General features: G+C 59.6%; 18 protein-coding genes. 12 read left to right on the top strand and 6 right to left on the bottom strand.

Going from position 1 to position 25,707, the window contains the following annotated elements:
- Positions 1-77 precede the first annotated feature (77 nt).
- Complete coding sequence (locus ACQZ5F_RS14510) at positions 78-2,096, bottom strand: hypothetical protein (RefSeq protein ID WP_225338571.1); 2,019 nt, start codon at positions 2,094-2,096, stop codon at positions 78-80.
- Positions 2,097-2,245: 149 nt separating this feature from the next.
- Positions 2,246-3,205: a hypothetical protein gene (locus ACQZ5F_RS14505; RefSeq protein ID WP_046801337.1), complete on the bottom strand. Its 960-nt coding sequence runs from the start codon at positions 3,203-3,205 to the stop codon at positions 2,246-2,248.
- Positions 3,206-4,113: 908 nt separating this feature from the next.
- On the opposite strand from ACQZ5F_RS14505, the gene ACQZ5F_RS14500 reads away from it, so the two are divergent.
- Positions 4,114-4,884: a helix-turn-helix transcriptional regulator gene (locus ACQZ5F_RS14500; protein WP_225338919.1), complete on the top strand. Its 771-nt coding sequence runs from the start codon at positions 4,114-4,116 to the stop codon at positions 4,882-4,884.
- Between the two features lie 59 nt (positions 4,885-4,943).
- On the opposite strand, the gene ACQZ5F_RS14495 is transcribed toward ACQZ5F_RS14500, so the two are convergent.
- Positions 4,944-5,294, bottom strand: a complete 351-nt coding sequence (locus tag ACQZ5F_RS14495; RefSeq protein ID WP_225338570.1) for a hypothetical protein — start codon at positions 5,292-5,294, stop codon at positions 4,944-4,946.
- A gap of 396 nt (positions 5,295-5,690) precedes the next feature.
- Between ACQZ5F_RS14495 and ACQZ5F_RS14490 the strand changes: the two genes are divergently transcribed.
- From ACQZ5F_RS14490 to ACQZ5F_RS14470, 5 genes are read left to right on the top strand one after another with little or no spacing between them, the layout of a single operon-like run.
- Positions 5,691-6,713, top strand: coding sequence for a UDP-glucuronic acid decarboxylase family protein (locus tag ACQZ5F_RS14490; protein WP_046801334.1), 1,023 nt, complete (start codon positions 5,691-5,693; stop codon positions 6,711-6,713).
- 1 nt (position 6,714) lies between these two features.
- Positions 6,715-7,698 (top strand): UDP-glucose 4-epimerase GalE, encoded by a 984-nt coding sequence (galE, locus tag ACQZ5F_RS14485; RefSeq protein ID WP_225338569.1) that lies wholly within the window; start codon positions 6,715-6,717, stop codon positions 7,696-7,698.
- Positions 7,695-9,626, top strand: a complete 1,932-nt coding sequence (locus tag ACQZ5F_RS14480; protein WP_448730624.1) for a glycosyltransferase family 2 protein — start codon at positions 7,695-7,697, stop codon at positions 9,624-9,626. Before galE ends, ACQZ5F_RS14480 begins: the two co-directional genes overlap by 4 nt.
- 15 nt (positions 9,627-9,641) lie before the next feature.
- Positions 9,642-10,145: a DUF995 domain-containing protein gene (locus tag ACQZ5F_RS14475; protein ID WP_046801331.1), complete on the top strand. Its 504-nt coding sequence runs from the start codon at positions 9,642-9,644 to the stop codon at positions 10,143-10,145.
- A gap of 13 nt (positions 10,146-10,158) precedes the next feature.
- Entirely contained in the window at positions 10,159-11,121 is a 963-nt protein-coding gene (locus tag ACQZ5F_RS14470; protein ID WP_225338567.1) for a glycoside hydrolase family 26 protein, read from the top strand.
- Between the two features lie 52 nt (positions 11,122-11,173).
- On the opposite strand, the gene ACQZ5F_RS14465 is transcribed toward ACQZ5F_RS14470, so the two are convergent.
- On the bottom strand, positions 11,174-12,358 hold the full coding sequence (locus ACQZ5F_RS14465) for an AGE family epimerase/isomerase (RefSeq protein ID WP_448730625.1): 1,185 nt from the start codon (positions 12,356-12,358) through the stop codon (positions 11,174-11,176).
- 434 nt (positions 12,359-12,792) lie between these two features.
- On the opposite strand from ACQZ5F_RS14465, the gene bcsN reads away from it, so the two are divergent.
- From bcsN to ACQZ5F_RS14440, 5 genes are all read left to right on the top strand, one after another.
- Positions 12,793-13,695: a cellulose biosynthesis protein BcsN gene (gene bcsN, locus ACQZ5F_RS14460; protein WP_312359510.1), complete on the top strand. Its 903-nt coding sequence runs from the start codon at positions 12,793-12,795 to the stop codon at positions 13,693-13,695.
- A gap of 67 nt (positions 13,696-13,762) precedes the next feature.
- Positions 13,763-15,952 (top strand): UDP-forming cellulose synthase catalytic subunit, encoded by a 2,190-nt coding sequence (bcsA, locus tag ACQZ5F_RS14455; RefSeq protein ID WP_046800757.1) that lies wholly within the window; start codon positions 13,763-13,765, stop codon positions 15,950-15,952.
- The gene (locus ACQZ5F_RS14450) at positions 15,949-18,447 is read left to right on the top strand and encodes a cellulose biosynthesis cyclic di-GMP-binding regulatory protein BcsB (RefSeq protein WP_448730626.1); all 2,499 of its coding nucleotides are present in this window, start codon (positions 15,949-15,951) and stop codon (positions 18,445-18,447) included. The genes bcsA and ACQZ5F_RS14450 overlap by 4 nt, the downstream gene beginning before the upstream one ends.
- On the top strand, positions 18,444-19,499 hold the full coding sequence (locus tag ACQZ5F_RS14445; protein ID WP_448730627.1) for a glycosyl hydrolase family 8: 1,056 nt from the start codon (positions 18,444-18,446) through the stop codon (positions 19,497-19,499). The genes ACQZ5F_RS14450 and ACQZ5F_RS14445 overlap by 4 nt, the downstream gene beginning before the upstream one ends.
- Positions 19,490-21,832 (top strand): cellulose synthase, encoded by a 2,343-nt coding sequence (locus tag ACQZ5F_RS14440; RefSeq protein WP_448730628.1) that lies wholly within the window; start codon positions 19,490-19,492, stop codon positions 21,830-21,832. Before ACQZ5F_RS14445 ends, ACQZ5F_RS14440 begins: the two co-directional genes overlap by 10 nt.
- A 26-nt stretch (positions 21,833-21,858) precedes the next feature.
- On the opposite strand, the gene ACQZ5F_RS14435 is transcribed toward ACQZ5F_RS14440, so the two are convergent.
- Together ACQZ5F_RS14435 and ACQZ5F_RS14430 are read right to left on the bottom strand one after the other, a co-directional pair.
- Entirely contained in the window at positions 21,859-23,013 is a 1,155-nt protein-coding gene (locus tag ACQZ5F_RS14435; protein WP_448730629.1) for an amidohydrolase, read from the bottom strand.
- A gap of 57 nt (positions 23,014-23,070) precedes the next feature.
- Positions 23,071-24,717 carry a GNAT family N-acetyltransferase gene (locus ACQZ5F_RS14430; RefSeq protein WP_448730630.1) on the bottom strand — a complete coding sequence of 549 codons (1,647 nt, stop codon included), beginning with the start codon at positions 24,715-24,717 and terminating at the stop codon, positions 23,071-23,073.
- Between the two features lie 234 nt (positions 24,718-24,951).
- On the opposite strand from ACQZ5F_RS14430, the gene ACQZ5F_RS14425 reads away from it, so the two are divergent.
- Positions 24,952-25,686: an SDR family NAD(P)-dependent oxidoreductase gene (locus ACQZ5F_RS14425; RefSeq protein WP_046800763.1), complete on the top strand. Its 735-nt coding sequence runs from the start codon at positions 24,952-24,954 to the stop codon at positions 25,684-25,686.
- Positions 25,687-25,707 lie beyond the last annotated feature (21 nt).

Below are 25,707 nucleotides of genomic sequence, written 5' to 3'. Positions count from 1 at the left end.
TGTCGGTCCCCGGTGATCTTGCGGTGTTTGCGGGTTCGGCTATTGCGGGGCGTGTTTGCCGCCCCGCTCGCCGGACGTTACGCAACGACCGTCTGCATGACGTCGGATGGGTGGGCATTGGACCATGAGAGGTCGTGGCCGCCATTGATGACGCCGTCGGATTCGTTCTGGATGGTGGCGGGATCGTCGTGAAGAAAGGCGATGACCTCGTTTGCCAGCTGGCCGTGCTGCGTCGGCTGCGACGTGTCGTTTTCGATGATGCCGCCCTGTATCAGGATGGCATCGGAATAAACGCCGCCCGCGACATAGGTGGTCGAGCCGAAACTGTCGTAATCGACGATCTGTGCGATATTGACGACGGCGTTGCTGCCGGTATCGATATGGACCGTGGCATTGTCGTTGTTTTCGAGGACTTTGGCGGCGGCCTGGGTCACGTCGTCGGAATCGCCGAGCACGCTCACCTGTTTGATGATGCTGACATCATAAAGGTTGCCGGTGATGTAAAGGACGTTCAGCCCCTGATAGCCGGCGAAGTTGGCGTCGTGGGCGAGCGCATCCGGCATGTTGGGATCGCGTTCGTTGATCGCGTTCACCGTCTGGTGCATATAGTCCGGCATGGTCTCGAAACGGTCATTGCTGCCGACATTGTGAATGCTGGCATCGTTCCAGAGCAGGTTATTGCCGGATTGAATGGTGGCGCCACCAGGCGCATCGGGATTGGCGCGAGCCCAGTCATTGTCGTAAAGCACGGCAATCTGGCTGATGAGGTTCATGTCCAGCACATTGCCGCCGACGATGATCAGATCGTACTGCATGCCGATGCCGAGGAAATTGGCGATGTTGAGCGCGGCATTGCCGCCCGTCAAAAGGCTGACACTCGCACCCGAGGTGGTGACGGTCATCGTGTCATTGTCGCTGATGAACTGGTATTGTTCGATCCAGTGGACGAAGGACACATCCCCTTCCAGCACGCTGACGCGCCAGGCGGTGGGGAATATCGGCGGCTCGCCGCTCTCATGGCTGTCAGCCGCGGCATTTTCTGCGCCCGGATAGACACTGCGCTGAAAGCTGGCGATGTTGTAAGCGGCCGTTGCCGCCTGATCCTCCGAATGCGTGAAGACGGAAGAAATCTCGTCCCGGTCGCTGTAGATATAGGCTTGGGTGATGGCGTCGATCTGGTGATAATCGCCCATGACGGCGGTGACAGAGGTCATGACGCCGGTATTGACCAGCGTGGCAATGTTGGCGACGACATTGGCGCCTGCTGCGATATCGAGGCTGTTGCCGGCCGGGCTATCCTCATGCAGGGAAACGTCGCTTTTTTCCGGTGCCTCGGCGGGTTTGGCAATGCCGCGGTCCGGCATGAAGTCATCGAGCGTCGGCTTGTCGTAGGCCACCGCGCCATTGATATAAAGACCGTTGATATCATTGCCGGCCAGAATGAAATCCTGGTCCGCACCGGTGCCAAGCGAGGTAACGTCATTGTCGCGGGCGTGTTCGATATAGTCGTGCGCGGATTTGGCGAGCGCCTGCAAGGCGTCGTAGCTGTCGGTGCGCTGGAAGGTGGAAAAGGGCGTGAAGACGGCGGCTTCGTTGTAAAACTCGACGGTGCGCGCGGTCACGAAGGTCGTGTCGCGCGCCACATTCGGGCCGTCCGTCATGTTCAGATAGTCATCGTCCTGGAGAATATTGACCTGCGTAAGATGGCCGGCTACCGAGCCGGGACCGGTATGAACCACCAGTTCGCGCTCATCAAAGGAAAGGCGGCCGGGAAAACGGAAATGCGCGCCGGAAATATCGACCGGGATGGCATTTGCAAGCTGCTGCATGTCGTATTCGACAGCGCGGGCGAAATGCGGTCGTATGTAGTCGAAATCGTAATAGCCGGAGCGATATTTGACGCCGGGATCGTAATCCTCGAGCGGGACGTCGTAGTTTTTGTCGAGCAGCCTTGCTGCCTCATCCTCCGGTAACCGGTCAGGATCGGAATGCGCAGGGCCTTCGCTATAGTTGCTTCTCAGACGCGCTTCCTCGACCACCGTGTCGAACATGCCGATGAAATGCGCGATCATGTCGGAAATCTTGTCGATATGCATTGGAGGTCCCTCCCTGATCATCGCGGCAGAGCCTGAGGCTGCGCAGGGCACCCGTCTCAAAGGCGGTGCTTCGTTTGCGCAGACTGGTCCTTCAACCGCGAACTGCACCGGCGGGTGCCGGTGCAGCTCTTTTCGTCAAGAGGTGGGTATCAGGAGTGATCCTCACCGACATCAGACACATGCGAGTTACCGCCTGTGATCGTGACGTCAACGGCATTGGAGAGCATGTTGGCGCCCTGCACCAGTTCCAGATGGAAGCCGGAATTTGCAAGGATTGCCGATGCATCCGCAGTGCTGGTGCCTGCTGCGTCGTCGCCGGCCTTGAGGTCCCATCCCTTGCCGTCCATGCCTTCCGCGCCATAGGCGTCGCCGGCATTGGCGCTCAGGTGGTTTTCCGCACCGCCATTCTGCATCTTGATGTCGTAGGCCTGATCCTGATCCGCCAGGTGGTTGGCCTGCACCATGCTGAAGCCGGTGTCATTGCCGTCGCCGTTAAGCGAGCTGTTGAGGATGTTGTCGACATCGAGCGTGAAGGAGAAGTCGTCACCCAGGTTGAAGGTGAGGTCCCCGCCGGCGATGCCGAGATTGCCGACATCCTTGACGCCGGTGATGTTACCGAAGTCGTCATCCGACTTGTAGTAGCTGTCCGCGGAGTTGAAGCTGTCGGAGGTCGTCGTGGTCTTGGTGGAGGTGTCGTTGTCGGAATAGTTGGACGTTTTGGTGTCCGTATCCGTGATCGTCTTCACATTGGTATCATTGTCGCTGTACGACTTGCTTTCGTAGCTCCAGTCGTAATCGACCTTGATATCGGTGTTGGTTTCGGTGCTGGTCTTGGTGGTCGTGTCGTTATCGCTATAGGACTTGCTGTCATAGCTCCAGTCATAGTCGTTGTCGCGATTGTCGCCGTTATTGGCGGAAACATCGACCTTGGCGTCAACATCCACATTGGTGCTGTTGTCGCTGTTGTCGTTGTTGCGGTTTTCACCGTTTGCGGTGCCGACATTGCTGTCTTCCACCTTGGCGTCATTGGTCGAGGTGTTGGCGAAACCGTCGGCAAGCGCGCCGATCTTGGTGATGTCGTCGCCGGCCGGCTGTGGATTGTAACCCATTTCGATTTCCTCCGAAAAAGCTCGGAGCAGCTTTCGAAATCCCTCTCATCTCAAACGGGATTTTTTCGCGCTTGCTCCGTGTTGCACAAAGATTGATGTTTGCAGATGTACTCGGTACGTCTCATCTGCGGTTCGGCATCGGCCCGTGACCGGGCTCTTTTCGTTCAGCCCTTGTGCGCTACTCGATAAAAAGGCGCACAAATCCGTTCCTCGCTCCAAAGGGGAGCGCGGTGGCTTTCGTCTTTTCGTTTGCATGTTTTCTTGAAAAGGAACCGGCTTTAGCAAACACACGTCAAAGGCCGGGCTTGTCTTTCAATCAGCCGCCGTTCAGCGACGGTCAGACTGTGCCGCAGAAAAATCGCGCTTCCTAGATATCAATTCGGGTTAGCCATATCGGCACCTTTACCCCCGAATATATATGTGAAAGGGCGAATGCAGGTGCGCTTCCACCTCTGCAGCCGTAAAAAAACAGCAGCTTCGGCTACAGGAAGCGGCTTTTCGAAAAACATGGTTTATTTCGGAGGGAAGGGGCTTTTATCCCGAAACGGAACATCCGCGAGGCTCGTTCGGCAGGTAGGTATGCAAAGAGATCTCAACTAAAAGTTATATTTTCTCGGATTGCAAAACCGGAACGGACGCTTTTCCAACGCCTTTGTTCCCCGGGTGATTTCAAAGTGAATGATTCTTTATCACCGTAATCAATTTTGTATGCCTAATGTAAAAAATAACCCGTATGGGCCATTTATTTACACAGCTTTTCGTATTAGCCTCCTTAATTAACGGGTAATTAATGATAGTTGACATGGCTTCAGGGTCAAAATGCCCCTTGGGTTTTCAAGGGTAGCCTGACGAACGACATATCGCACAACCAAAAGAATGTAATGCGTAAGCGCTTTAGGGAGGCGTCAATGTTCATGGGAACTTCAGATTATGCGGCAAAACAAAAAAACGCCGTTTCACCTATAAATGGAACTTTATTGATCATAGCGGATCCGGACCTGTTTTCCGAGTGCCTCGTGGAGGCGCTGGGCAAAAAGTTCCCCACATTCGCGGTGGTGAGCGTTACTTCGTCGGCGACTATCAATGACGACTACGGTGCCAATGTCCGGCTGGTGCTGCCATATCGCATGTCGGGCGAGCGGCTTCATAATGTTCTTGCGGCAATCCGCGAGAAGCACCCGGATGCGCCGATCGCACTGGTGGTCGAAACCATCGACAGGTTTGAGGAACCGCTGAAGCAGCTGGTGGGAATGCGCGTCATCGATGGCGTGTTGCCGCTCAATCTGCGGCTTGACGTGTTCATGGCGGCGGTCGACCTTTTGATGAAGGGCGGAGAACATTTTCCCGCGGCTCTTCTCGGTAAGCTCACTCCCTATTCCCAGGGCGTCAGCGGCAAGAGCGTTCAGAACAACGCCGTGATCGCCAACCGCGCCGACGCCCTTGCAGTAAACAGGGGCGAAATGGCGGCGCTGACGACGCGTGAGGTGCAAATCCTCGACCTGCTTTGCAAGGGTACGCAAAACAAGATCATCGCTGACAGGCTTCATCTGTCCGAGAACACCGTGAAGGTTCACGTTCGCAACATCTATAAGAAGATGAACGTGCGCAACAGAACGGAGGCGGCGTCGCGCTTCTTCAACAAGGGCGACGACGCTACCTTCTCCGGCTGGAAGAACTGAGGGTCAGGCAGGCCGAGGCCGCCCGGGCGCCAGTTTCCGCCGATGTTCCTGCCTGAGACTTATGGTCTCAGGAAGCAGCGGGACTTCTGGCCAAATCCGCTCGGCGAGCAAATATAGGGAGAAGAACCGGAATAGGAATGCCGCGATATCGAAGGTGTCTCGGACGACGCGTCGGCAACAAGCGTCACAGCTGCATTGCCTGTCTTGTCGTAGCCGTAGGAGGCCTTGGTCGAAGCAACCCGCGTCTTCATTGTCGTCGCATCCGCTGATGCGGTCTTGATGAAAGCAGCGTCTTCGACCACGGCGCATGAGGCCGTCGAGAAAGTGAGTGCTGCAAGGGCTGCGGCAACGAGCGCAAAATGATTGCGTCTGGCTGCTTTGCCACTCTTGGAATAAGGCATTTCATTCATCGTGTATGTCCCCTGAAATCGACTGTCTGTCGCATCTTGCCGGGCGGTTTTGTCCCGGTGGACCGAGCCTTACAAAACCAGGATAGTCCCGACTGGTTGAGCGAAGCTTGCGCTAATGCTCAATAAGAAAGGCATAATGGAGGCGTAGTTAAAAAGTATTAAATCGAGGGCTATTTTTAGTAATTCAGGGTAATCAATTGTAATATTTCGATAAAATGAAGTTGACCTGTTTTTCGCCGCGCCTATCATAAAAGTTGAAAACTATCGAATCGAAATATTAAAACCTCCAGAAGAAATAAAAACCGGAGGATGATATTCAAGATACCGCACAATCGGGAGTTTGATCCAGTTCAAGGTGAATCAGCCGGGCTGATTCCTCATGGGGAGGAGTGTGTAATGCGTAATTTCGTTCCCAACGAGCATGATAATGGCGTCACAATCTACTCGGAATGGCGTCCTGGCCAGCGCGTTCTCGTCAATGGCGGCGCTGGTTTCCTTGGTTCCCATCTTTGCGAACGTCTGCTGGCCTGCGGCCACGAAGTGGTCTGTCTCGACGATCTCTCGACCGGACGGACGGCGAATGTGGAGCATTTACGGGACAATAAGCGGTTTTTGCTGGTCGAGCACGACGTGCGCAAACCCTATGACATCGACGTCTCGTTGATCTTCAACTTCGCTTCGCCGGCCTCGCCGCCGGATTACCAGCGCGATCCCGTCGGCACTTTGCTCACCAATGTGCTTGGCGCCGTCAATGTGCTGGAGGTCGCGCGCCGATGCGGTGCAACCGTAGTGCAGTCCTCGACGTCGGAAGTCTATGGCGATCCGCACGTCAATCCGCAGCCTGAGAGCTATTTTGGCAATGTAAATACAATCGGGCCGCGAGCTTGTTACGATGAGGGAAAAAGAAGCGCCGAAACGCTGTTTTTCGATTATCACCGCTTTTATGGCGTCGATATCAAGGTGGGGCGAATCTTCAACACCTATGGGCCGCGCATGCGACCCGATGATGGACGCGTGGTTTCCAATTTCATCGTCCAGGCGCTGAAGGGAACCGACATCACCATTTATGGCGATGGCAGCCAGACGCGCTCCTTCTGCTATGTCGATGACCTGATCGATGGTTTCCTGCGTTTTTCGGCCAAGCCGAAGGATTGCACGGGACCGATCAATCTCGGCAATCCGAGCGAAATTCCGGTGCGGCAGCTGGCCGATATCGTCATTCGGATGACGGGTTCCCGCTCGCGCATCGTGCATCTGCCGGCCGCGATCGACGATCCGCAGCAGCGCCGCCCGGATATTTCGCGGGCCAACGAGCAACTGAGATGGCAACCGCGTGTTCCGCTCGAAATCGGACTGGAAAAAACCATCGTCTATTTCGATGCGTTGCTGTCCGGCAGGAAAGTGGCGGAGGCCGTATGAGATGGCCCGCGCAATCCTCGTCACGGGCGGGGCCGGATTCATAGGCAGCCACATCTGCAAGGCGCTGGCAAAATCCGGCTTCAAGCCCATCGCATACGACAATCTCTCGACCGGCCATGCGGACGCGGTTCGCTGGGGGCCCTTCATCGAGGGCGACATTCTTGATCGTGGCCTGCTGAAGGCCAGGCTCAAGGAATTCTCACCGGAATTCGTCATCCATTGCGCCGCCAATGCCTATGTCGGCGAATCCGTCGAAGATCCGCGCAAATATTACCGTAACAATGTCGGCGGCAGCCTTTCGCTGCTGGATGCCTGTCTCGATCAGAATATTGGCGGGCTGGTGTTTTCCTCCAGCTGCGCCACCTATGGCGTACCGCCGCAATTGCCGATCCGAGAGGAAACCGCGCAGATGCCGGTCAATCCCTATGGGCGCACCAAGCTGATTTTCGAAATGGCGCTTGATGATTACGCCGCGGCCTATGGCCTGCGTTTCGTGGCGCTGCGGTATTTCAACGCGGCCGGTGCCGACCCGGATGGCGAGCTTTGCGAACGCCACGAGCCGGAAACCCACCTCATCCCCCGGGCGCTGATGGCGGCTGCGGCGCGGTTGCCGCGGCTCGATGTCTTCGGTGCTGATTACGATACGACAGACGGCACCTGCATTCGCGACTACATTCATGTCAGCGATCTCGCCGATGCCCATGTGGCCGCCGTCAATTATCTGGCCGATGGCGGTGAGACGCTGCGCGTCAATCTCGGTTCCGGTCACGGCACCTCGGTTGGCGATATCATCCAGGCGATCCACCGCGTCACGGGGCAGGAAGTGCCGGTGCATTTCGGCGAAAGGCGCGAAGGCGATCCGCCGGCACTGTTCGCTGATATTGAAAGGGCGAGGCAGACGCTTGGCTTTGCGCCGAAACATTCCGATATCGATACGATCATTCGCACGGCCGGTCCCGGTTTCGGACTGGAGGTGCGGTCATGACGGTGCGCTCCACCCCTTCTGTTCAACCGGCACGTAGCGCCGCAGGCGCATTGCGGATGCTCCCGATTTTCACCGGCTGGAACCGCATGGCCTATCGTCTGGGCATTGGTGGCTGGCTGGTGACCCTTGCCTATTTCTGGGTGTGGTGGCTCGACCGCGACCGGGTGATCGACTGGCCCTACTATACTGTCGTTACGCTGACGCTGGCGTGGATCACGCTGCTGCCGTCCTATTTCATCTTCATTTTTTTGAACGCCAGAGTCGTCGACCGGCGCTCCCCTTTGCCCAGGGGCCGGGTGGCGATGGTCGTCACCAAGGCCCCATCGGAGCCTTTCGCCGTGGTGCGCAAGACGCTGTTGGCCATGTTGGAGCAAAAAGGACTGGAATTTGACGTCTGGCTCGCGGATGAAGATCCTGACGCGCAGACGCTGGCCTGGTGTGGTGCGCATGGCGTTTTCGTCTCGACACGAAAGGGTGTCGCTGATTATCACCGCAAGACATGGCCTCGCCGCACCCGCTGCAAGGAAGGCAATCTCGCCTATTTCTACGATCACTACGGTTATGACCGTTATGATTTCGTCGCTCAATTCGACGCTGATCACGTGCCGGAAGCGGATTATCTGAGCGAGATCATCCGTCCCTTTGCCGATCCGTCGGTTGGATATGTCTCCGCCCCGAGCATCTGTGATGCCAATGCCGAAGAAAGCTGGGCCGCGCGTGGCAGGCTTTATGCGGAGGCAAGCCTGCACGGCGCGCTGCAACTCGGTTACAACAATAGCTGGGCGCCGCTCTGCATCGGCTCGCATTATGCCGTGCGCACCAAGGCGCTGCGTGAGGTAGGCGGTCTCGGACCCGAGCTTGCCGAGGATCATTCCACCACGCTTTTGATGAATGCCGGTGGCTGGCGCGGCGTTCATGCCGTCAACGCCATCGCCCATGGCGACGGGCCGGCGACCTTTGCCGATCTCATCGTGCAGGAATTCCAGTGGTCGCGCAGCCTGATGACCATCCTGCTGCAATATTCACGACATTATGTGCCGAAGCTGCCTTTGCGGCTGAAGTTCCAGTTCCTGTTTTCGCAGCTCTGGTATCCGCTGTTTTCCGGCTTCATGGCACTGATGTTCGTGCTTCCCGCTGTCGCCCTGATGCGGGGGCATGTGCTGGTCAACGCGTCCTATCCGGCGTTCCTGGCGCATTTCCTGCCCATTTCGCTGATCATGATCGTGTTTGCCTTCTTCTGGCGGGCAACAGGCGCTTTCCGCCCGCATGATGCGAAGCTTTTCAGCTGGGAAGGCATGGTGTTCCTGTTCCTGCGCTGGCCCTGGTCGCTGATGGGCGTGCTGGCGGCGATACGCGACACGATCCGTGGTGATTTCGTCGATTTCCGCATTACACCGAAAGGCACGCAGGCCAAACCGCCGCTGCCGCTGCGGGTAATCTTGCCCTACATGGTGCTGGCGGCGGTGAGCCTTCTCGCCATGGTGCTGGCGCCACGCGATAGCGGAGCGGAAGGCTTCTTCATTTTCGGGGCGATCAATGTGGCGATCTATGCGGGACTTTCCGTGTTTCTGCTCATTCGCCACGCAATGGAAAACGGCCTGCCGCGATTGCCGGCCATGCGCGGCGGCGCGACCGCTGCCGCCTGTTCACTGTTGCTCGTCGCCGGCAGCGCTGCGGAACTGAGTTCCCATGCGATTGGCGGCCTCGAAGCCCTGTCGCACGGGCAGCCCTACGTCACCTTCACCGAAACGCGCTTTACGGTTGCCGGTGCGGGTGTGGAGGGTGCGAGATCGGTGCGCGTGAAGCTGCGCATCACCCTGCCGGGCTTGCCCGGTTATCGGGAAATGCAGGCGGAACCGGCCGTCGCACCGTCGCCGACAGTGGCAACCGGAGAAATCATGCTGGCCGACAATAGGGTCGGACAATAGAAGGAGGAGGCTGTGATGAGAACAACAATAAGCAACTGCGGATTCTCCGCTTTCGTACTCTGCCTTGCGGTGATCGCGCCCAGTGCCGTCCACGCCGCAGGCGGCACGAAGACGCCGAAACCGCTCAGAACCAGCGAAGTCGTGGAAATGTACTTCGACAAGACCTGGAAATGGGATACGGGCGGCGGACGCTTCATTGCCGATGGCCGCAAATTCATCGCCCTGACGGAAGAAAAAGGCAAAAAATCCGTCGGTGAGGGTATCTGGACCGTCGATGCCAACGGCACGCTGTGCATGCGCGCCACCTGGAAAGCCGACAATGGAAGCGGCAAGGCCGATACCTGCTTCGACCATGGCCGCATCGGCAAGGTGCTCTACCAGCGCAAGCAGGGCGGCCAGTGGTATGTGTTCCGGCACAACCCGCCAAGGCCCGGCGATGAATTCCTGAAACTTGTCCGCAAGGACGACGTCACCCCGCAGATCGCCGCCTATGGCAAGGCGATGACGGCGACGCGGTAGGGAGGAAAGTGTCATGCAGATAACAAGAAGAAAACTTCTCTTCGCAAGCGGGGCTGCCGTGGCTTTTTCAGCCAGCATGTACCCCATGTTCAAACTGGATGCGCAGGGTGTTGCACCCATGGGCGCCACGGGCATGAAAACGCTTGCCGACAAACGTCCGACATTGCATGCGGATGGTATCCGTTTCGGCGCTTACGATCCGCACGGTGATTTCACCGGACAGGCCGGGGTGGCGACGGAACATCTGTTCCTGCCCTGGGAAGACGTGGATCTCGACAGTCTCGCGCTCGCGGACGCCTATGCCCTGGAACGCAAGCGCAATGTGCTGATCACCGTCGAACCCTGGTCATGGGACGTCAACTGGCGGCTCACCTCCGATGAATTGCGCCGCAAGGTGCTGGGAGGCGACTACGACAAGAACATGCAGGCGATAGCAGCACGCATGTCGGCGATGAAAAGCCCGCTGATCCTGCGCTGGGGGCAGGAAATGGAAGACACGTCCGGCCGCTTCTCGTGGTCCGGCTGGAACCCGCGGGACTATATCACGGCCTATAAACGCATGGTGGACATGACCCGCAGGGCGGTTCCCGGCGTCAAGGTGATGTGGTCGCCCAAGGGGCTTGACGGCCTTCAGGCTTATTATCCCGGCGATAACTACGCCGATCTTGTCGGCCTTTCGGTCTTCGGCCTCGAAGATTACGACAAGATCGAATATGGCGGACCGAAGACATTCTCCGATCTGCTGCGCAAGGGATATGGACTTGTTGAAACCTTCAACCGGCCGGTCTGGGTCGCCGAACTTGGTTATGAAGGCGGCGATTCCTATGTCCGTCCCTGGATGAACGACGTGACGCTGAAACAGGCGGATTTTCCGAAACTGGAAGAGGTCGTCTATTTCAACGACAAGGATGTGCACCCCTGGCCGCACAATCTCGGCAAGCCCGACTGGCGCGTGGTGCGTCCGGCCAAGGCTTGATTGAGGCCGGAGCGGGCCGAGCGGACGCCCGGCCCGCTCGCCCGCCCGGACATTATCCGCTGACCGCCAGCACGGCCTCAGCCTCATAGATGGCGCAGACGATGTGATAAAAGGTGCTGGCCGGCGCCGGCTCGTCGAGCATCGGCCTGTCGGCCGGCCATTTGTCGAACCAGAGACCCTTCACCGGCGTGTCAAGGAATGGCTGCAGCGCGCCGATGGCCCGCACGCCGGAGGCAAGGTAACGCTGCCGTTCCTCGCCGGAGGTGACGCTGGCAAGGCGCACCGCCGCTTTCAGCCATTCCGTCTGCGGCCACAGCCGCGCCAACCCGTCATGCACCGAAAAATCGTCGTAGAGGCTCATCACCGCCACCTTGCGGCGCGGGCAGATGCCATGCTCTTCGCCGATCGCAAACAGCCGTTTTGCCTTGTCGATCGCCTCGCCATTCCGGCGCAGGCTGCCCCAGCGCACCAGAAGCCATGCCCATTCGAACTGGTGGCCCGGCTCCATGATCCGGCCCTTGTCGCTCTTATGCGGCGTCCAGTCGTGCTCGAAAAATTCGCGCAAGCCGCCATTGCCGCCATCGATGAAGCGGGTCAGCGCCAGATCGGCGATCTCGTCAGCCAAAGCCGTCCACGGACCATCCGGATCCTGCACCTCCCAGGCCAGCATCGCCTCGAACAAATGCATATGCGGATTGGAACAGAGCGGCGTGCGCGGCGGGTTTTCTTCCTCGAAACCGGTGACGGGATGTTTGTAGTCGCGCTTGAGGATGGCAAGAATATCCAGCGCCCGGCCGCGCATCTCGTCCTTGCGTTCGGGAAGGCTTGCGGCGGTCTGGGCGGCGGCGAAAAGCGCAAAGGCCTGATTGTAGAGATCGAAGGATGGATCGATCAGTCTGCCGGTCTGGTCGGCGAGGTTGCCGTAAAGACCGTTGTCGAGACGATAGACTTTTTCGAACCAGCCGAGGCCATGCAGGAGCGCGTCTTTCCATGGCCCCTGCCAGCCGTGCTGGCCGGCGGCGGCGAAACAATAGGCCTGACGCGGCTGAACCCGGGCACGGCGGTCATCAGAAAAAACCGGCTTGGCATCCTGGCCGAGACGTTCGTAAAAGCCGCCGTCGGGGCGGGCCGAACCCGCCTCCCACCACAAGGGCAGTGCATCCTCATCCAGCCATTTCCGTAATGTCCCGATTTCTTCGGCAAGCGCCTGAGCGGCACTCGGAAATTGCACTGTCATACGTCAACTTTCTGTTTTTACAGTTGAATAAAAAGCGGACCAATAAGAATACGTCATTCTGGAGGCAAGTAGACCATGGGACATATTGCGCTGCAACCGCAAAATTAACGGCCCGACAGGAAGCCAACCCCCGGCCGCGCGATTGGTTCCACCTTCTTCCATGGCTAGCATGGAGTGGCATTGGTGATTCGTCTGCGCATAAAGTATTAGAAATTACAACGAAAATTAGAGATTGCTTATTCGTAGTCCTCACGTATTTCGTAGCAATGGTCTGGTCATTAGTGATTCGGTCTCCTTTTAACCTGGGCGGCGTTGGGGAAATAAAGGGGCGTAGGGCAGTGAAATTTTCTGCCTATACTTCATTGCTGTTCTCCATTGCGGCCCTGTCGGGCTGCAATACTCCCGCGGGCGTTCGGTCGTTCGGGGGTCCCCAGATGTTGTCTGCTTCCGAGGCGCTGGTTTTCCCGCCGCCCGGTGGTCCCGAAATCGTCACTGTGGTCAATCGCACCTATTCCGACGCCGTGACGCAGCAGATCATATTGCGCTCGGAGGCTGCCACGCCCGGGCAGAACTACATCAAGGCGGAGTTTTTCGGCCCGCAGCAGGCCGGCGATACCGATCGCGACGCTCTTGGTTTCAGCGGTTTCCGGGCGGCCTCCGTCGCGCGGGAAATCCGTTCCGAGTTTCCGGGTCAAAACATCGCCATGTCGGCAAATTACCTGCAGAATGGTTATGGCGCGTTTTCCTATGCCGCCGGCAGCGGCCGTGGCGAAGATACCTGCCTTTATGGCTGGCAGGATATACGCTCGCCGGAAAGCATGCGGCAGGATTTCCGCAATCTCGGCCGCATCAAGGTGCGTCTGCGCCTTTGTCAGTCGGGCGCAAGCGTCGAGCGGCTGCTGGCGGTCATGTATAATTACACGATCACCGGCACCTACGCTTCGCCAAGCTGGAACCCTTACGGCACGCCGCAGGCGGTGGATAAAAATCTCGGACGGCCGGGCCATCCGGTCTATCCCATGAAAACGGATGATGTGCCGATGCGGCCCGGCGGCGAAGTGACTGCCAGCGTGCCGCCCCGGCCCGTTCGCCGCACGGCTGCCGTTGCACCGCCGGTGCAGCCGGAACCACAGCCGCTGCCGCCCGTTGCTGCTGTCAGTATTCCGTCACCCGCATCGGCTGGCGCGCCCGTTCAGCCTGCACGACCGGCAGCAATGGGCCAGCGCGCTGAGAGCGGAACGGCAAGGAGCGGCGAGCAGCCATCGCAGGTTCCGCAGGTGTCCATTCCCTCGCCAGCATGCCTGGCTGGTTCGGGGGCGGCCCAGGGATGCAGATGATCACCGGGAATAAAGCGGAAATTCCGGGCCGAAATTCCGGATGGGGACGAGAACGGAAAGTTTCTGGATGAACAAGGCCATCACAGTCATTGTCTGGTTGCTTGTGTCGCTTTGCGTTCTGGCCATCATCACGATGCCGGTCAGTCTGCAGACGCATCTGGTCGCGACCGCGATCTCGCTCGTTCTTCTGGCGACCATCAAAGGGTTCAACGGGCAGGGGGCCTGGCGTCTGGTGGCGCTGGGTTTCGGCACGGCCATCGTTCTGCGTTACGTCTACTGGCGCACCACCAGCACGCTGCCGCCCGTCAACCAGCTCGAGAACTTCATCCCGGGCTTTCTGCTCTATCTCGCGGAAATGTACAGCGTTTTGATGCTGGGCCTCAGCCTGGTCATCGTCTCCATGCCGCTGCCGTCGCGCAAGACGCGGCCCGGCTCGCCGGATTATCGGCCGACGGTCGATGTCTTCGTGCCGAGCTACAATGAGGATGCGGAGCTTCTGGCCAACACGCTGGCGGCGGCCAAGAACATGGATTATCCGGCCGACCGGTTCACCGTCTGGCTGCTGGACGATGGCGGCTCGGTGCAGAAGCGCAATGCCAGCAACATCGTCGAGGCGCAGGCGGCGCAGCGTCGTCACGAGGAGCTGAAGAAGCTTTGTGAGGACCTCGACGTGCGTTATCTGACGCGCGAGCGCAATGTCCACGCCAAGGCCGGAAATCTCAACAACGGTCTTGCCCATTCGACCGGCGAACTGGTGACGGTGTTTGACGCCGACCATGCGCCCGCCCGCGACTTCCTTCTGGAGACGGTTGGTTATTTCGAGGAAGACCCCCGGCTCTTCCTCGTGCAGACACCGCATTTCTTCGTCAATCCCGATCCCATCGAGCGCAACCTGCGCACCTTCGAAACGATGCCGAGCGAAAACGAGATGTTTTACGGCATCATCCAGCGCGGTCTCGACAAGTGGAATGGCGCATTTTTCTGCGGTTCCGCCGCCGTGCTGCGGCGCGAGGCACTGCAGGATACCGAAGGCTTCAGCGGTGTCAGCATCACCGAGGATTGCGAAACTGCGTTGGCGCTGCATTCGCGCGGCTGGAACAGTATCTATGTCGACAAGCCGCTGATCGCCGGCCTTCAGCCGGCCACGTTTGCAAGCTTTATCGGCCAGCGCAGCCGCTGGGCGCAGGGCATGATGCAGATCCTCATCTTTCGCCAGCCTTTGTTCAAGCGTGGCCTCTCCTTCACACAGCGTCTTTGTTACATGTCGTCGACGCTGTTCTGGCTGTTTCCGTTCCCGCGCACGATCTTCCTGTTCGCGCCGTTGTTCTACCTGTTCTTCGACCTTCAGATTTTCGTGGCTTCGGGTGGCGAATTCCTCGCCTATACGGCGGCCTACATGCTCGTTAACCTGATGATGCAGAACTATCTCTATGGCAGCTTCCGCTGGCCGTGGATTTCGGAACTTTATGAATATGTGCAGACGGTCCACCTTCTGCCTGCGGTTGTGTCCGTGATCTTCAATCCCGGCAAACCGACCTTCAAGGTGACAGCCAAGGACGAATCCATCGCCGAGGCGCGGCTATCGGAAATCAGCCGCCCGTTCTTCGTGATTTTCGCGCTTCTGGTGGTGGCGATGGCCTTTGCCATCTGGCGCATCTACAGCGAGCCCTACAAGGCCGATGTGACGCTCGTTGTCGGCGGCTGGAACCTGCTCAACCTCATCTTCGCAGGCTGTGCGCTCGGTGTCGTTTCCGAACGCGGTGACAAGTCGGCATCGCGACGCATCACCGTCAAGCGGCGCTGCGAGGTCAAGCTGGAGGGAAGCGACGCATGGGTGCCGGCCTCCATCGACAACGTGTCTGTGCATGGGCTGCTGATCAATCTGTTCGACAGTGCCACGACCGTCGAAAAGGACACGACAGCGATCGTGAAGGTCAAGCCACACAGCGAAGGCGTGCCGGAAACCATGCCCGTCAAGGTGGTCCGGACGGTTCGCGGCGAAGGACTGGTGTCCATCGGCTGCACCTTCTCACCGCAGCGTGCCGTCGATCACCGCCTGATCGCCGACCTGATCTTTGCCAATTCCGAACAGTGGAGCGAGTTCCAGCGCGTGCGCCGCAGGAACCCCGGCCTCATTCGCGGTACAGCGATCTTTCTGGCAATATCGCTGTTTCAGACGCAGCGCGGCCTTTTTTATCTGGCCAAGGCGCTCCGGCCCGCCGCCAAAAGCGTCAAACCTGCCGGAGCTGTAAAATGACCGGCGGTAAAACGATCAGGGGTTCTCTGACAGCATTGATGTGGGGTGCCGTCGCAACCGGTGCCATGGCACAGTCCTCACCCTTTGATATGTCGCCCGAAAGGCCGGCGCAGACTGCCCCCGCACCAGTGCCGCCGCCCGCCATTCCACCAGCGCCCCGCCAGCCGCCGCCGGTCCAGCCTCCGGCCATACCACCGGCGCAGCCGCCCTTCGTGGTTCAACCGGCACCCGTGTCGCAACCGAAGCAGCCTCCCGTCGTTCCGCCGGCATTAACTCCGCCCGTTACCGTTCCTCCGCGTCAGGAGGGAGCAGGATCAGCCACGGTGCAGACCCCCTTATCCGCTGCTGATAGCCGCCGCCGTTACATTTTGCCCTACGAGAAGCTCAGCCTTTCCGGTGAGATGGACCGGCGGCAATGGGGCATCTATCTGACGCCCGAGCAAGCCAATGCCGCCGTTTCACTTAATATCGGTTATCAGAACGCCATCGTGGTCGCGCCTGAAAGCTCGAACTTTCAGGTCAGCCTGAACAATGTTCCACTGGATGTGGCGCGCATTGAAGCGCCTGACGGCGAGGGCAATGTCTCCCTGAAAATCCCGCCCGGCGTGCTGCAGGTCGGCTCAAATGTCGTGACGCTCGGTGTGCAGCAGCGACACAGGACCGATTGCACGATCCAGTCCACCTACGATCTGTGGACCGACGTCAACCCGGCCAACACCTATATCGGCTTTAATGCCGATGTTGCCGGCGCTTTCGCCAATATAGACGACATCCAGGCGACTGGACCTGATGGTAAAGCCACGACCTCGATCGAGATCGTCGCGCCGTCGCTCGGTAATCCGGCATTTGCAGATTCACTCCTGCGCCTCTCGCAGGCGCTGGCGCTCCGAACCCTGATGCCGAACCAGTCGATCCGCTTCGTGACAGCCCCTTCCACCGAGCGCAAGCCCGGAACACTGACGGTTCTGGTGGGCACCGCCCGTGAGATTGCGGGTATCTCCGGCGCGTTACCGTCCGAAGCGTCGGCAGGCGCCTTCGCCGGATTTGGCAGTGCTGCGCCGGGCGGTTTCTCGCCGCTTTTCGTCAGCGGTCCCACTCCGCAGGCGGTGCAGGCGGCGATAGAGACACTGTTTTCTTCGATCTCGCGCGCCCCCGGCGCCCAGAGAACGGCTTTTTCGACCCGCAGCTGGCATGCGCCGGATGTTCCGCTCATCACCTCGGCCCGCCGTATCGCGCTTTCCGAACTCGGCCTTGAGAGCAGCGAATTCGGCGGACGCCGTTTCCGCAACGAGTTTTATATCGGCATGCCAGCCGATTTTTATGCGTCAGCCTATGGCGAGGCATCGCTGCTGCTCGACGCCGCTTATTCCTCGCAGGTCTTGCCCGGCAGCCATATCGACATCTACGTTAATAACGAGATCGCTTCGACCGTGCCGATCTCCAACAATGGCGGCGGCATTTTCCGGCATCTGCCCATCAAAGTCACGATGCGCCACCTGAAGCCGGGACCAAACAAGATAACGATCGAGGCGGTGTTGATGACGGCGCAGGATCAGGCCTGCGCGCCGGGTGCGCCGGCCAGCACGACCCCCCGTTTTGCCCTGTTCGACACCACCGAAATCCATATTCCGGATTATGCCCGCATCGGTCGCAAGCCGGATCTCGCGGCGATGGCCGGCACTGGTCAGCCTTACAGGGCTGCTGGAGGCCCGGTCGCGCTTTCCCTCGACCGGTTCGATACTGACACCATGTCTGCGGCGGCAACTCTCGTCAGCCGGCTTGCGAGTGTTGCGGGACATCCGATCGACGTCGAGACCGTTGCCTCGCCTTTGGTCATCGGCGACCGGGATGCGCTGTTTGTGGGAACGATTTCGCAATTCCCGCAAGCGTTGATCAGCCAGTTCAATCTCGTTCCCTCCAGCCAGATATCCTGGAAAGTGGGAACCGGCGTCCAGCCCTCCGCGCAAAACAGCGAAACCCTGTTCAACGACTGGCGGGAGAGGGTCGATGGCGGCGTCTGGGAGGGGCAGGTCTCGTCCTTTGAGGACTGGATGAAGCGGAATTTCGATCTGAGTTCGGATACGCTGCGTTTCCTGCCGGCCGCCGAGCAGCCCTATGCCCCGCCTGCCAGCGCCTCCTTCATGCTGGCGCAGGGGCTCAGCCCTTCCGGGGAAGGCGTCTGGACGCTAGCCACCGCGCCGACGTCGGCAGAGCTTCTCGACGGCATGTCGGCGATGACGCGCGAGAACCGCTGGGGTGACGTCACCGGACGGGTCGCCGCTTACGACGTGGCTGCGGAAAAGGTTGAGACAGTCGAGGTGGAACGGCCGTATTTCTATATTACCGGGGCGTTTTCGCTCTGGAACTGGAGATTGATCGCTGCCAACTGGCTGTCCTCCAATGTGCTTTCCTATTCGCTGGCATTCATTGGCTTCGTGTCGCTTCTGGGCTTCGCCACGTTCGTGATGCTGCGCCTGATGGGACGACATCGATGATGGGCCGGATTTCGAAATTTGCCCGCATTATCTGCCTGTCCGTGATGGCGTTGGCGGCCGGCATCTCCGCCGGCCGCGCCGCGTCGGTGTCGCCGGAGGCGTGGTCCGCGTATAAAAATGCCTTCCTTGATCCCGGCGGGCGCATCATCGATACCGGCAACGGCAATATCAGCCACAGCGAAGGGCAGGGTTACGGCATGTGGCTCGCCGTGCTCTCCGACAACCTTGCCGATTTCGAACTGATCTGGAGCTTCACCCGCACCGAACTGCTGGTGCGCGACGATGGGCTTTCCGCCTGGAAATGGGATCCGCGCACCCGGCCGCACGTCACTGACATCAACAACGCGACCGATGGCGATATCCTGATCGCCTATGCGCTGGCGCTCGCCGCCGGCCAGTGGAACCGGCAGGACTATGCCGAGGCATCCGCAGCCATCGCATCCGCCATCCTCAAGAAGACCGTGGTGCAGCGCGGCGGGCGAACGCTGCTTTTGCCGGCTGCCAGCGGTTTTGGTGAGGATGACCGAGGCGATGGCCCGGTGGTCAACCCCTCCTATCTCATTTTCGAGGCGTTTCCGGTCCTTGATCTGGTTGCGCCATCACCGCTGTGGAAAGCGCTTGCCGATGACGGCGTGGCGCAGGTCGGCGCTTTCGCCTTCAGCGACAGAAAGCTGCCGGCCGACTGGGTATCGGTGAAGACGAAGCCGCAGCCGGCGGCGGGTTTTCCTCCGGAATTCGGTTATAATGCGGTGCGCATACCGCTTTACCTCTCAAGGGCAAAAATGGGAGCGCCGGAACTGCTTGCGCGGCTGAAGGACGGCATGACGGTGGAAAGCGGTGCCGCAGGGACTTTCGACTTGAAGAGCGGAGCGGTCAAGGATGTGCTGTCGGATGCCGGTTATCGGGTCATTCCGGCGCTGGCGGCCTGCGTTGCCGGTGGCCCGGCCATTCCCGCCGAACTTAAAAGCTTCCAGCCAACACTTTATTATCCTTCCACATTGCATCTTCTGGCATTGTCGTTTCTGGCAAGAAATAACGGGGAATGCCGATGAACAAGCCACTGTCGACCTCGGCTCTCATCCTGCTTCTGATTGCGCTTGCCGCCTTCCACTGGCGCGACAGCATTCTTGGACGAGTGTCTGATGTGCACACCTCGGCGGTGGGCGACAACCGCGCGGTGCCGCGCATATCTCCAGCAGCGGCCAATCCGGCGCAAATCAACGCTTTCGTCAAAAACCGAGAGATGGCGCAGCTGACACAGCCTGCCACGCCACCCGTGACCGTGCCGGCGACCGATCCGCCGCCGATGACACAGACCGGTGGGCAGACACCGCAGACACTGACGGCGCAGGCACCCGCATCCCGCGCGGCCCAGCCGGCCTCGGCGGATATGCCTGAAGTCGATCTCAGCGCATTGCGTTATTTCGCAGCCAGGGGCGATACCCAGCGCCTTCAGGCCGAAATTGCCCGGCTGCGCACGCTTTATCCGAACTGGACGCCACCGGCCGATCCTCTCGCCATTCCAGAAAATGGCGATCCGAAACTCGATGCCATGTGGCAGCTTTATACCGATGGTCGCTACGCCGAAGTGAGAAAGGCGATCGCCGACCGCCAGCAGGCGGAACCCGGCTGGCAGCCACCAGACAATCTGACGGGCATGCTTTCCCTTGCCGAGGCCCGCCAGCGGCTCGTCAATGCGTCTGATCTCAAGCAATATGCGACGGTGGTTGATGCGGCGGCAAACAATCCCGGCCTGCTGACCTGCAGCGAAGTCGATGTTTTATGGCGGGTGGCCGATGCATTTGCCAATACCGACCGCATGGGGCGGGCGCGGGACGCCTATCTCTACATTCTCAACAATTGCACGATGCCAAGCGACAGGCTCGCCACGGTGCAGAAGGCATCCGCGCTTTTGCCAGCGGAGATGATGAGCGAGCTGCTGGCCAAGGAAAAGCCCGGCGCCGACGGCCAGCTGGAATTCGAACCGGTCAAGAACGATCTCGCCCGCCAGTTCGTGGCAAAGGCGGGGGAGAAGGAAGGCATTTCCGTTCCTTCCGCTTACCTGATGCGGCTTGAAAGACTTGCCGAGACCGACAAGCTGGCCAGCGACGCTCTGCTGCTCGGCTGGTACAATATTCGCCAGAAGAACATGACAGAGGCGGAAAAATGGTTCCGCAAGGCGCGGGAGGAAGAAGACAGCGCTTCTGCCTCGCAAGGGTTGGCGCTGGCTTTGATCGACCGCAACGAGCCGCGTGAGGCCGAGGACGTCATGTATAAATGGCGCACCTCCTCCGATGACGCGCTCGCCACCTATCTTGCCGCAACGGCCAATCTTCTGGCGCTGGAGCCGCCTGTCGTGCTGCCGCCGGATGTGCTGCAACGCATCGCCGCCGAAACGGTAGCGCGCAAGGATGCGGCAACGGCACAGCAATTCGGCTGGTATTCGCTCGCCTTCCGGCAGACGCCGCTTGCCTTGCAATGGTTCAGTACGGCGCTAGGCTGGAAACCGGATGACGAACCTTCGGCTTATGGTGTGGCGCTCAGCTATCATGACCTGCGCAATCTTGCCGGTCTGCGCGGCATCCAGCAGCAATGGGCAAGCCGCTCGCAGCGCATCACCGATGTGGGAACCGCACGCATGGTGGACCAGTCCGGCCAGCCGATGGCGCCGGTAACCGCACCGCCTGTTGCCGCAACCTCTCCGATGACAGCGCCCGCGCCCTATGCGCCGCAGGCGGAGACGGGGGTGGTCTACAGCCAGACAGCCGTTCAGCAATCGGCTCCGGAGCCTTCGCGCAAGCAGGCACGCCGCCCGGCGCAGGCGCAGCGGGAAGCCAGCGCCGCATCGCGCTCCCGTTCCTGCGCAGCCTATCCTGATCCGCAGCGATTGCCGCCGCAGCAGGCACTCGATCTTGGTTGGTGCCTGATGGAGACCAACCGGCCGGCGGAGGCCCTGAAAGCTTTCGAATCCGCCATTGAAGGTGGCCAGTCGACGGTCAAAAGCGATGCAGCCTATGGCCAGAGTCTTGCCTATCTGCGCATGGGGCTGACGGACCATGCGGCCGTTTCGGCGACGAAATCCCAGATGGAGCGTCCACGGGCGACGGAATTGCAGGTCTCGATCCTGGCGGACAGGGCGGTTTCAGCCTTCCAGTCGAAACGTTATGCGGAAACGCTTCTCCTGCTCGATCAACGGGCGCGGCTTGCCGATGAACGAACCGATTTGATGGTGCTGCGCGGATATTCCTACCTTGCCATGCGCCGCTATGCCGATGCTGCGCAGATTTTCGAAAGCCTGACGTCAATCGGCGATAAGGAAGGCATCAGGGGACTGGCCGCGGTCCGCGCGGCCAGACCAAGCAATGGGCCGCAGGGCGGCGGCTGACGGCGGCGGCCAAGAGTGGCCGCTGCTTATTCCGCGTCGGTGAGATTGCGGATGATGCGCATGAAGATGCGTGCGCCGATATCGATCAGCCCATCCGGAAAGTCATAGTCGGGATTGTGCAGATTGGGGTAGTCCCTGCCAGCACCCAAAAAGAACATTGCCGATGACGAGACGGCGCGGAAGCGGCCGAAATCCTCCGAAGCCCGCATGGGCAGACCTTCCGAGCTGCTTGAAACTTTCTCTTCCAGCAGCGCCTGCAGGATATAGGCGACGGCTTCCGGTGCATTCTCGCAATGCAGGAAAATATCGTCATAGCTGATGTCGAGGGTCAGCTTCTGATCATCCGCGATCTTCTTCGCCAGCAATTCCGCGTCCGCGCAAAGCTTTTCCATTCGGTCGTCGGTCAGCGTCCTGAGCGTCGCCCAGATTTCCGCATCAGCCGGGGAAATGCCGAAGGCGGCTTCTCCCATGGCGGCATGAGTGATCGTCACCATCGAAAAATCGGGCTGTGGTGGAAAACCGAAACCGAGATCGGTCAAAGCCGGCATCAGTTCTGATATTGCCCGCATCGGCGAGACGCCGTGCTCCGGGGAGGAGGCATGCGCGGTCTTGCCGGAAAGACGGATCTTGATGCCGCGTGAGGCGCAGTTGACCGGCCCTTCCACGACGCTGACATGGCCGAATGGCAGGCCGGGGAGATTGTGCAGCGAGAAAGAATAATCCGGCTTTATCTCGCCAAAGCGCGGATCGGCGATGACGGCCGCCGCCCCCGCGCCGGTTTCTTCCGCCGGCTGGTAAAGGAGAATGACGCTGCCGGTTTGCGGTCGGTTGCGGGAAAGGCCAAGCGCCAGCGCCGTCAAAATGGTCGAATGTCCGTCATGGCCGCAAAGATGGCCCTTGCCGTCGGTGCCGGAGCGGTGGTCGGCCTCGCTTTTTTCGTGAATGGGCAGCGCATCGAGTTCGGACCGGATCAGGATCGCCGGGCCGCTTTTGCCGCTGTCATAGACGGCTGCAACGCCATGGCCACCCAGATCGGCATATAGCCGGTCGGGTTTTGCCTGTTCGAGGAAAGCGCGGATGCGCCCCGCCGTTTCCTTTTCTTCGCCGGAGATTTCCGGATGGCGATGCAGATCATGGCGAAGCTCGACGAGATCGAGCATGTCCTTATTGGTCAGAAACATAAAAATCCCTGTAAGTTGCGGTCGGCTTTCCCAGCCGCAACTTACAGATCATCGCCTTCAATGCAAAACCTTTGGCGGGTGCCAGCGTTTGCCCGTTGTCTTGGGCTTGGCGGCAAGGGTGATGACATCGGCAGGCATAGCGGCCTTTGGTTTGGCCAGTTCCAGCCGTGCAAGGGCCGCGCGTGCTTTCTCGGCATATTCCAGATGCGCGGCGTCGTCCGAATGATAGTGCTGCAGCCTGTCGAGGATTTCAGCACCTTCCATCGCTCTTTCGGCGGCGATGAGGGCGACGGCGCATTTATAGAGCGCCTCGCGGTGGAACGGAGCGCGATTGGTCACCTGCCGGAAGGCCTCGGATGCCTCGTGATAATGTTGTTGCGCCAGCCGCGCCTCACCGATGCGCATCCAGAGCAGAACCGGGTCCTGACCGCTGGCAAGAAGCGCCAGAAAGGCGATTTCCGCCTCCCGAAACTCACCCCGGTCGAAAGTCAGGTTGGCGAGACCAAACTGCGCGCCGGAATGGTCGGGCGCTGCCGCCAATACCTGGGTGAAGGCGATGTTGGCGGCCGGTTTACTGCCGGACTTGTAAAATTTGAGGCCCTGTTCATAGACGAAACGGATACTGCGCGGATGCAGCGTGCCGCCGAGATTGTCGCCCGAGCGGGTGCGGAACAGCGTGCAGCTGAGCTTTTGCTCTTCCGGCCCGAAGAAATATTTATACGGCTCGTTGCCGCGCAGGAAGTCATAGGTTTTGAAACCCTGCTCGATGGCCCTGCGGATGCAGTGCCCATGCAGCACGAGGCCGGGCGAGGGCGTCTTCCAGTTTTCGTCGCGGCCGGTGATGTAGAACAGCACCGACTTCTTCTGCCGGTCGATGATATTGGCAAGCGCGCCCAGCGGCTGGTCGCCGAACCACAGGACAGGCACTTCCAGATCGCCACGGATATAGACATCCATCAGCATCTGCCGTGTTGCGCCGATCAGCAGTTCCGTGCGTTCCTTGCCCTTATGCGGCGCCCAGCGGATGCGCCAGAAGTCGAACAGGATGTCCATGTCCCGTTTGATCGTTTCTTTCGTTGCGAAAGTGATGCGATATTCATCATCGCCCTCCACTTTCCGCAGAAAGCGCCTGAGCTTCTGGCGGGTCTGGCTGCTCATATGGCTGTCGAGATAGCTGTCGAAAGTGTCCGGCAGGCTGACGACCGGGCAGATGCAATTGTTGATGTTATAGGGGTTGGTCGGCATGTTGTCGCGGAACATGACAAGCGGCCCCTGAAGCGCACGGACCATCGCACTGTGCCGTTCCGGCGGGCCGGAGAGGTAATCGAGCTTGAGTTCGGTCCAGTTCTGTTGGCGAATGTAGGAGCAGAAACCGGCGACGGCGTGATTTTCATAATCCGGCAGGGTGATGAAGCCGGTGTAATCCGCCGCCGCATTGCCAGCCATGACGATGCTGTCGTGGAAGCGGCCGGTTTTCTTATCCGGCTCGGTGACGATGCGCAGCGGGAAAAACGCCACATAGGGCGAGCCTTCCGGGCGTTCGCGCAGAGCCAGAATGAACCAGCGCTTGCGGCGCGGCATATAATCCCTGAGCCAGCCCCAGGAGAGGAAATGCCGCGCATGGGGATCGGCCATGAACACCGCTTCCCAGTTTTGCCGGATCGCCTCGAAACCGGCGTCGGTGTCGATGATGTCGATACGCATTCTTGCCCCCTCCCAATACAGATCACACATTCGGGAGGCTTCATTTTATGGGCAAACGGCTGGCTTCAAATATTCCCTTCGGGTGAAAGGCGCCCATCAAATGGGATTAACCCGTGGGGCGTTTGCCGCTGGTGCGCCGCGACAAAAAAGCCCTTGTCCACCGGTTGTAACTCTCTAACATGCGGGCTGAATGTTCGATCGGCTCAACGGTCCGCATGGCACGGGAGTTCTCATATGGCAGTTCCTTTTATGCTTCTGACCGGCGCCAGCCGTGGAATAGGACACGCCACCGTCAAGTTGTTTCAGGAAAAGGGCTGGAGAATCCTCACGGTATCGCGGCAACCATTCTCGGAGGAATGCCGCTGGCCATCGGCGCGGGAGAGCCATATCCAGGCCGATCTTGAGGATTTATCCGGCATTGAAGATCTGGCGGCCGAGGTGCGTTCGCGCCTGCCGGAGGGAAAGCTCGCGGCTCTCGTCAATAATGCCGGGATTTCGCCGAAAGGCGAAGGCGGCAGCCGACTTGGTGTTGCGGATACCACGGCTGACATCTGGACGCGGGTACTCAACGTCAACCTCGTTTCAACGGCATTGCTCGCCCGCGCGCTTTTGCCGGAACTGGAGGCTGCGAAAGGCTCCATCGTTAATGTCACCTCGATTGTCGGCTCGCGCGTGCATCCTTTCGCCGGTGTGGCCTATGCCACCTCGAAGGCAGCGCTTGCGGCGCTGACACGGGAACTGGCGCATGAATTCGGCCCGCGCGGCGTGCGCGCCAATGCCATTGCGCCGGGCGAGATCAACACCGCCATCCTCTCCCCCGGAACGGCGGAGCTGGTTGAAGCCCAGGTGCCGCTCGGCCGGCTTGGCACCACGGCGGAGGTGGCGCAGACCATCTATTTCCTCTGCTCGGACCAGTCGAGCTACATTAACGGCGCGGAAATTCACATCAATGGCGGCCAGCACGTCTGACGCTTCAAACCCATCCAACCG

The sequence above is a fragment of the Agrobacterium sp. 22-210-1 genome (genome assembly GCF_053522525.1).
Note: the sequence above shows the minus strand (reverse complement) of the source record. Positions and strands in the feature narration are given on the sequence as shown.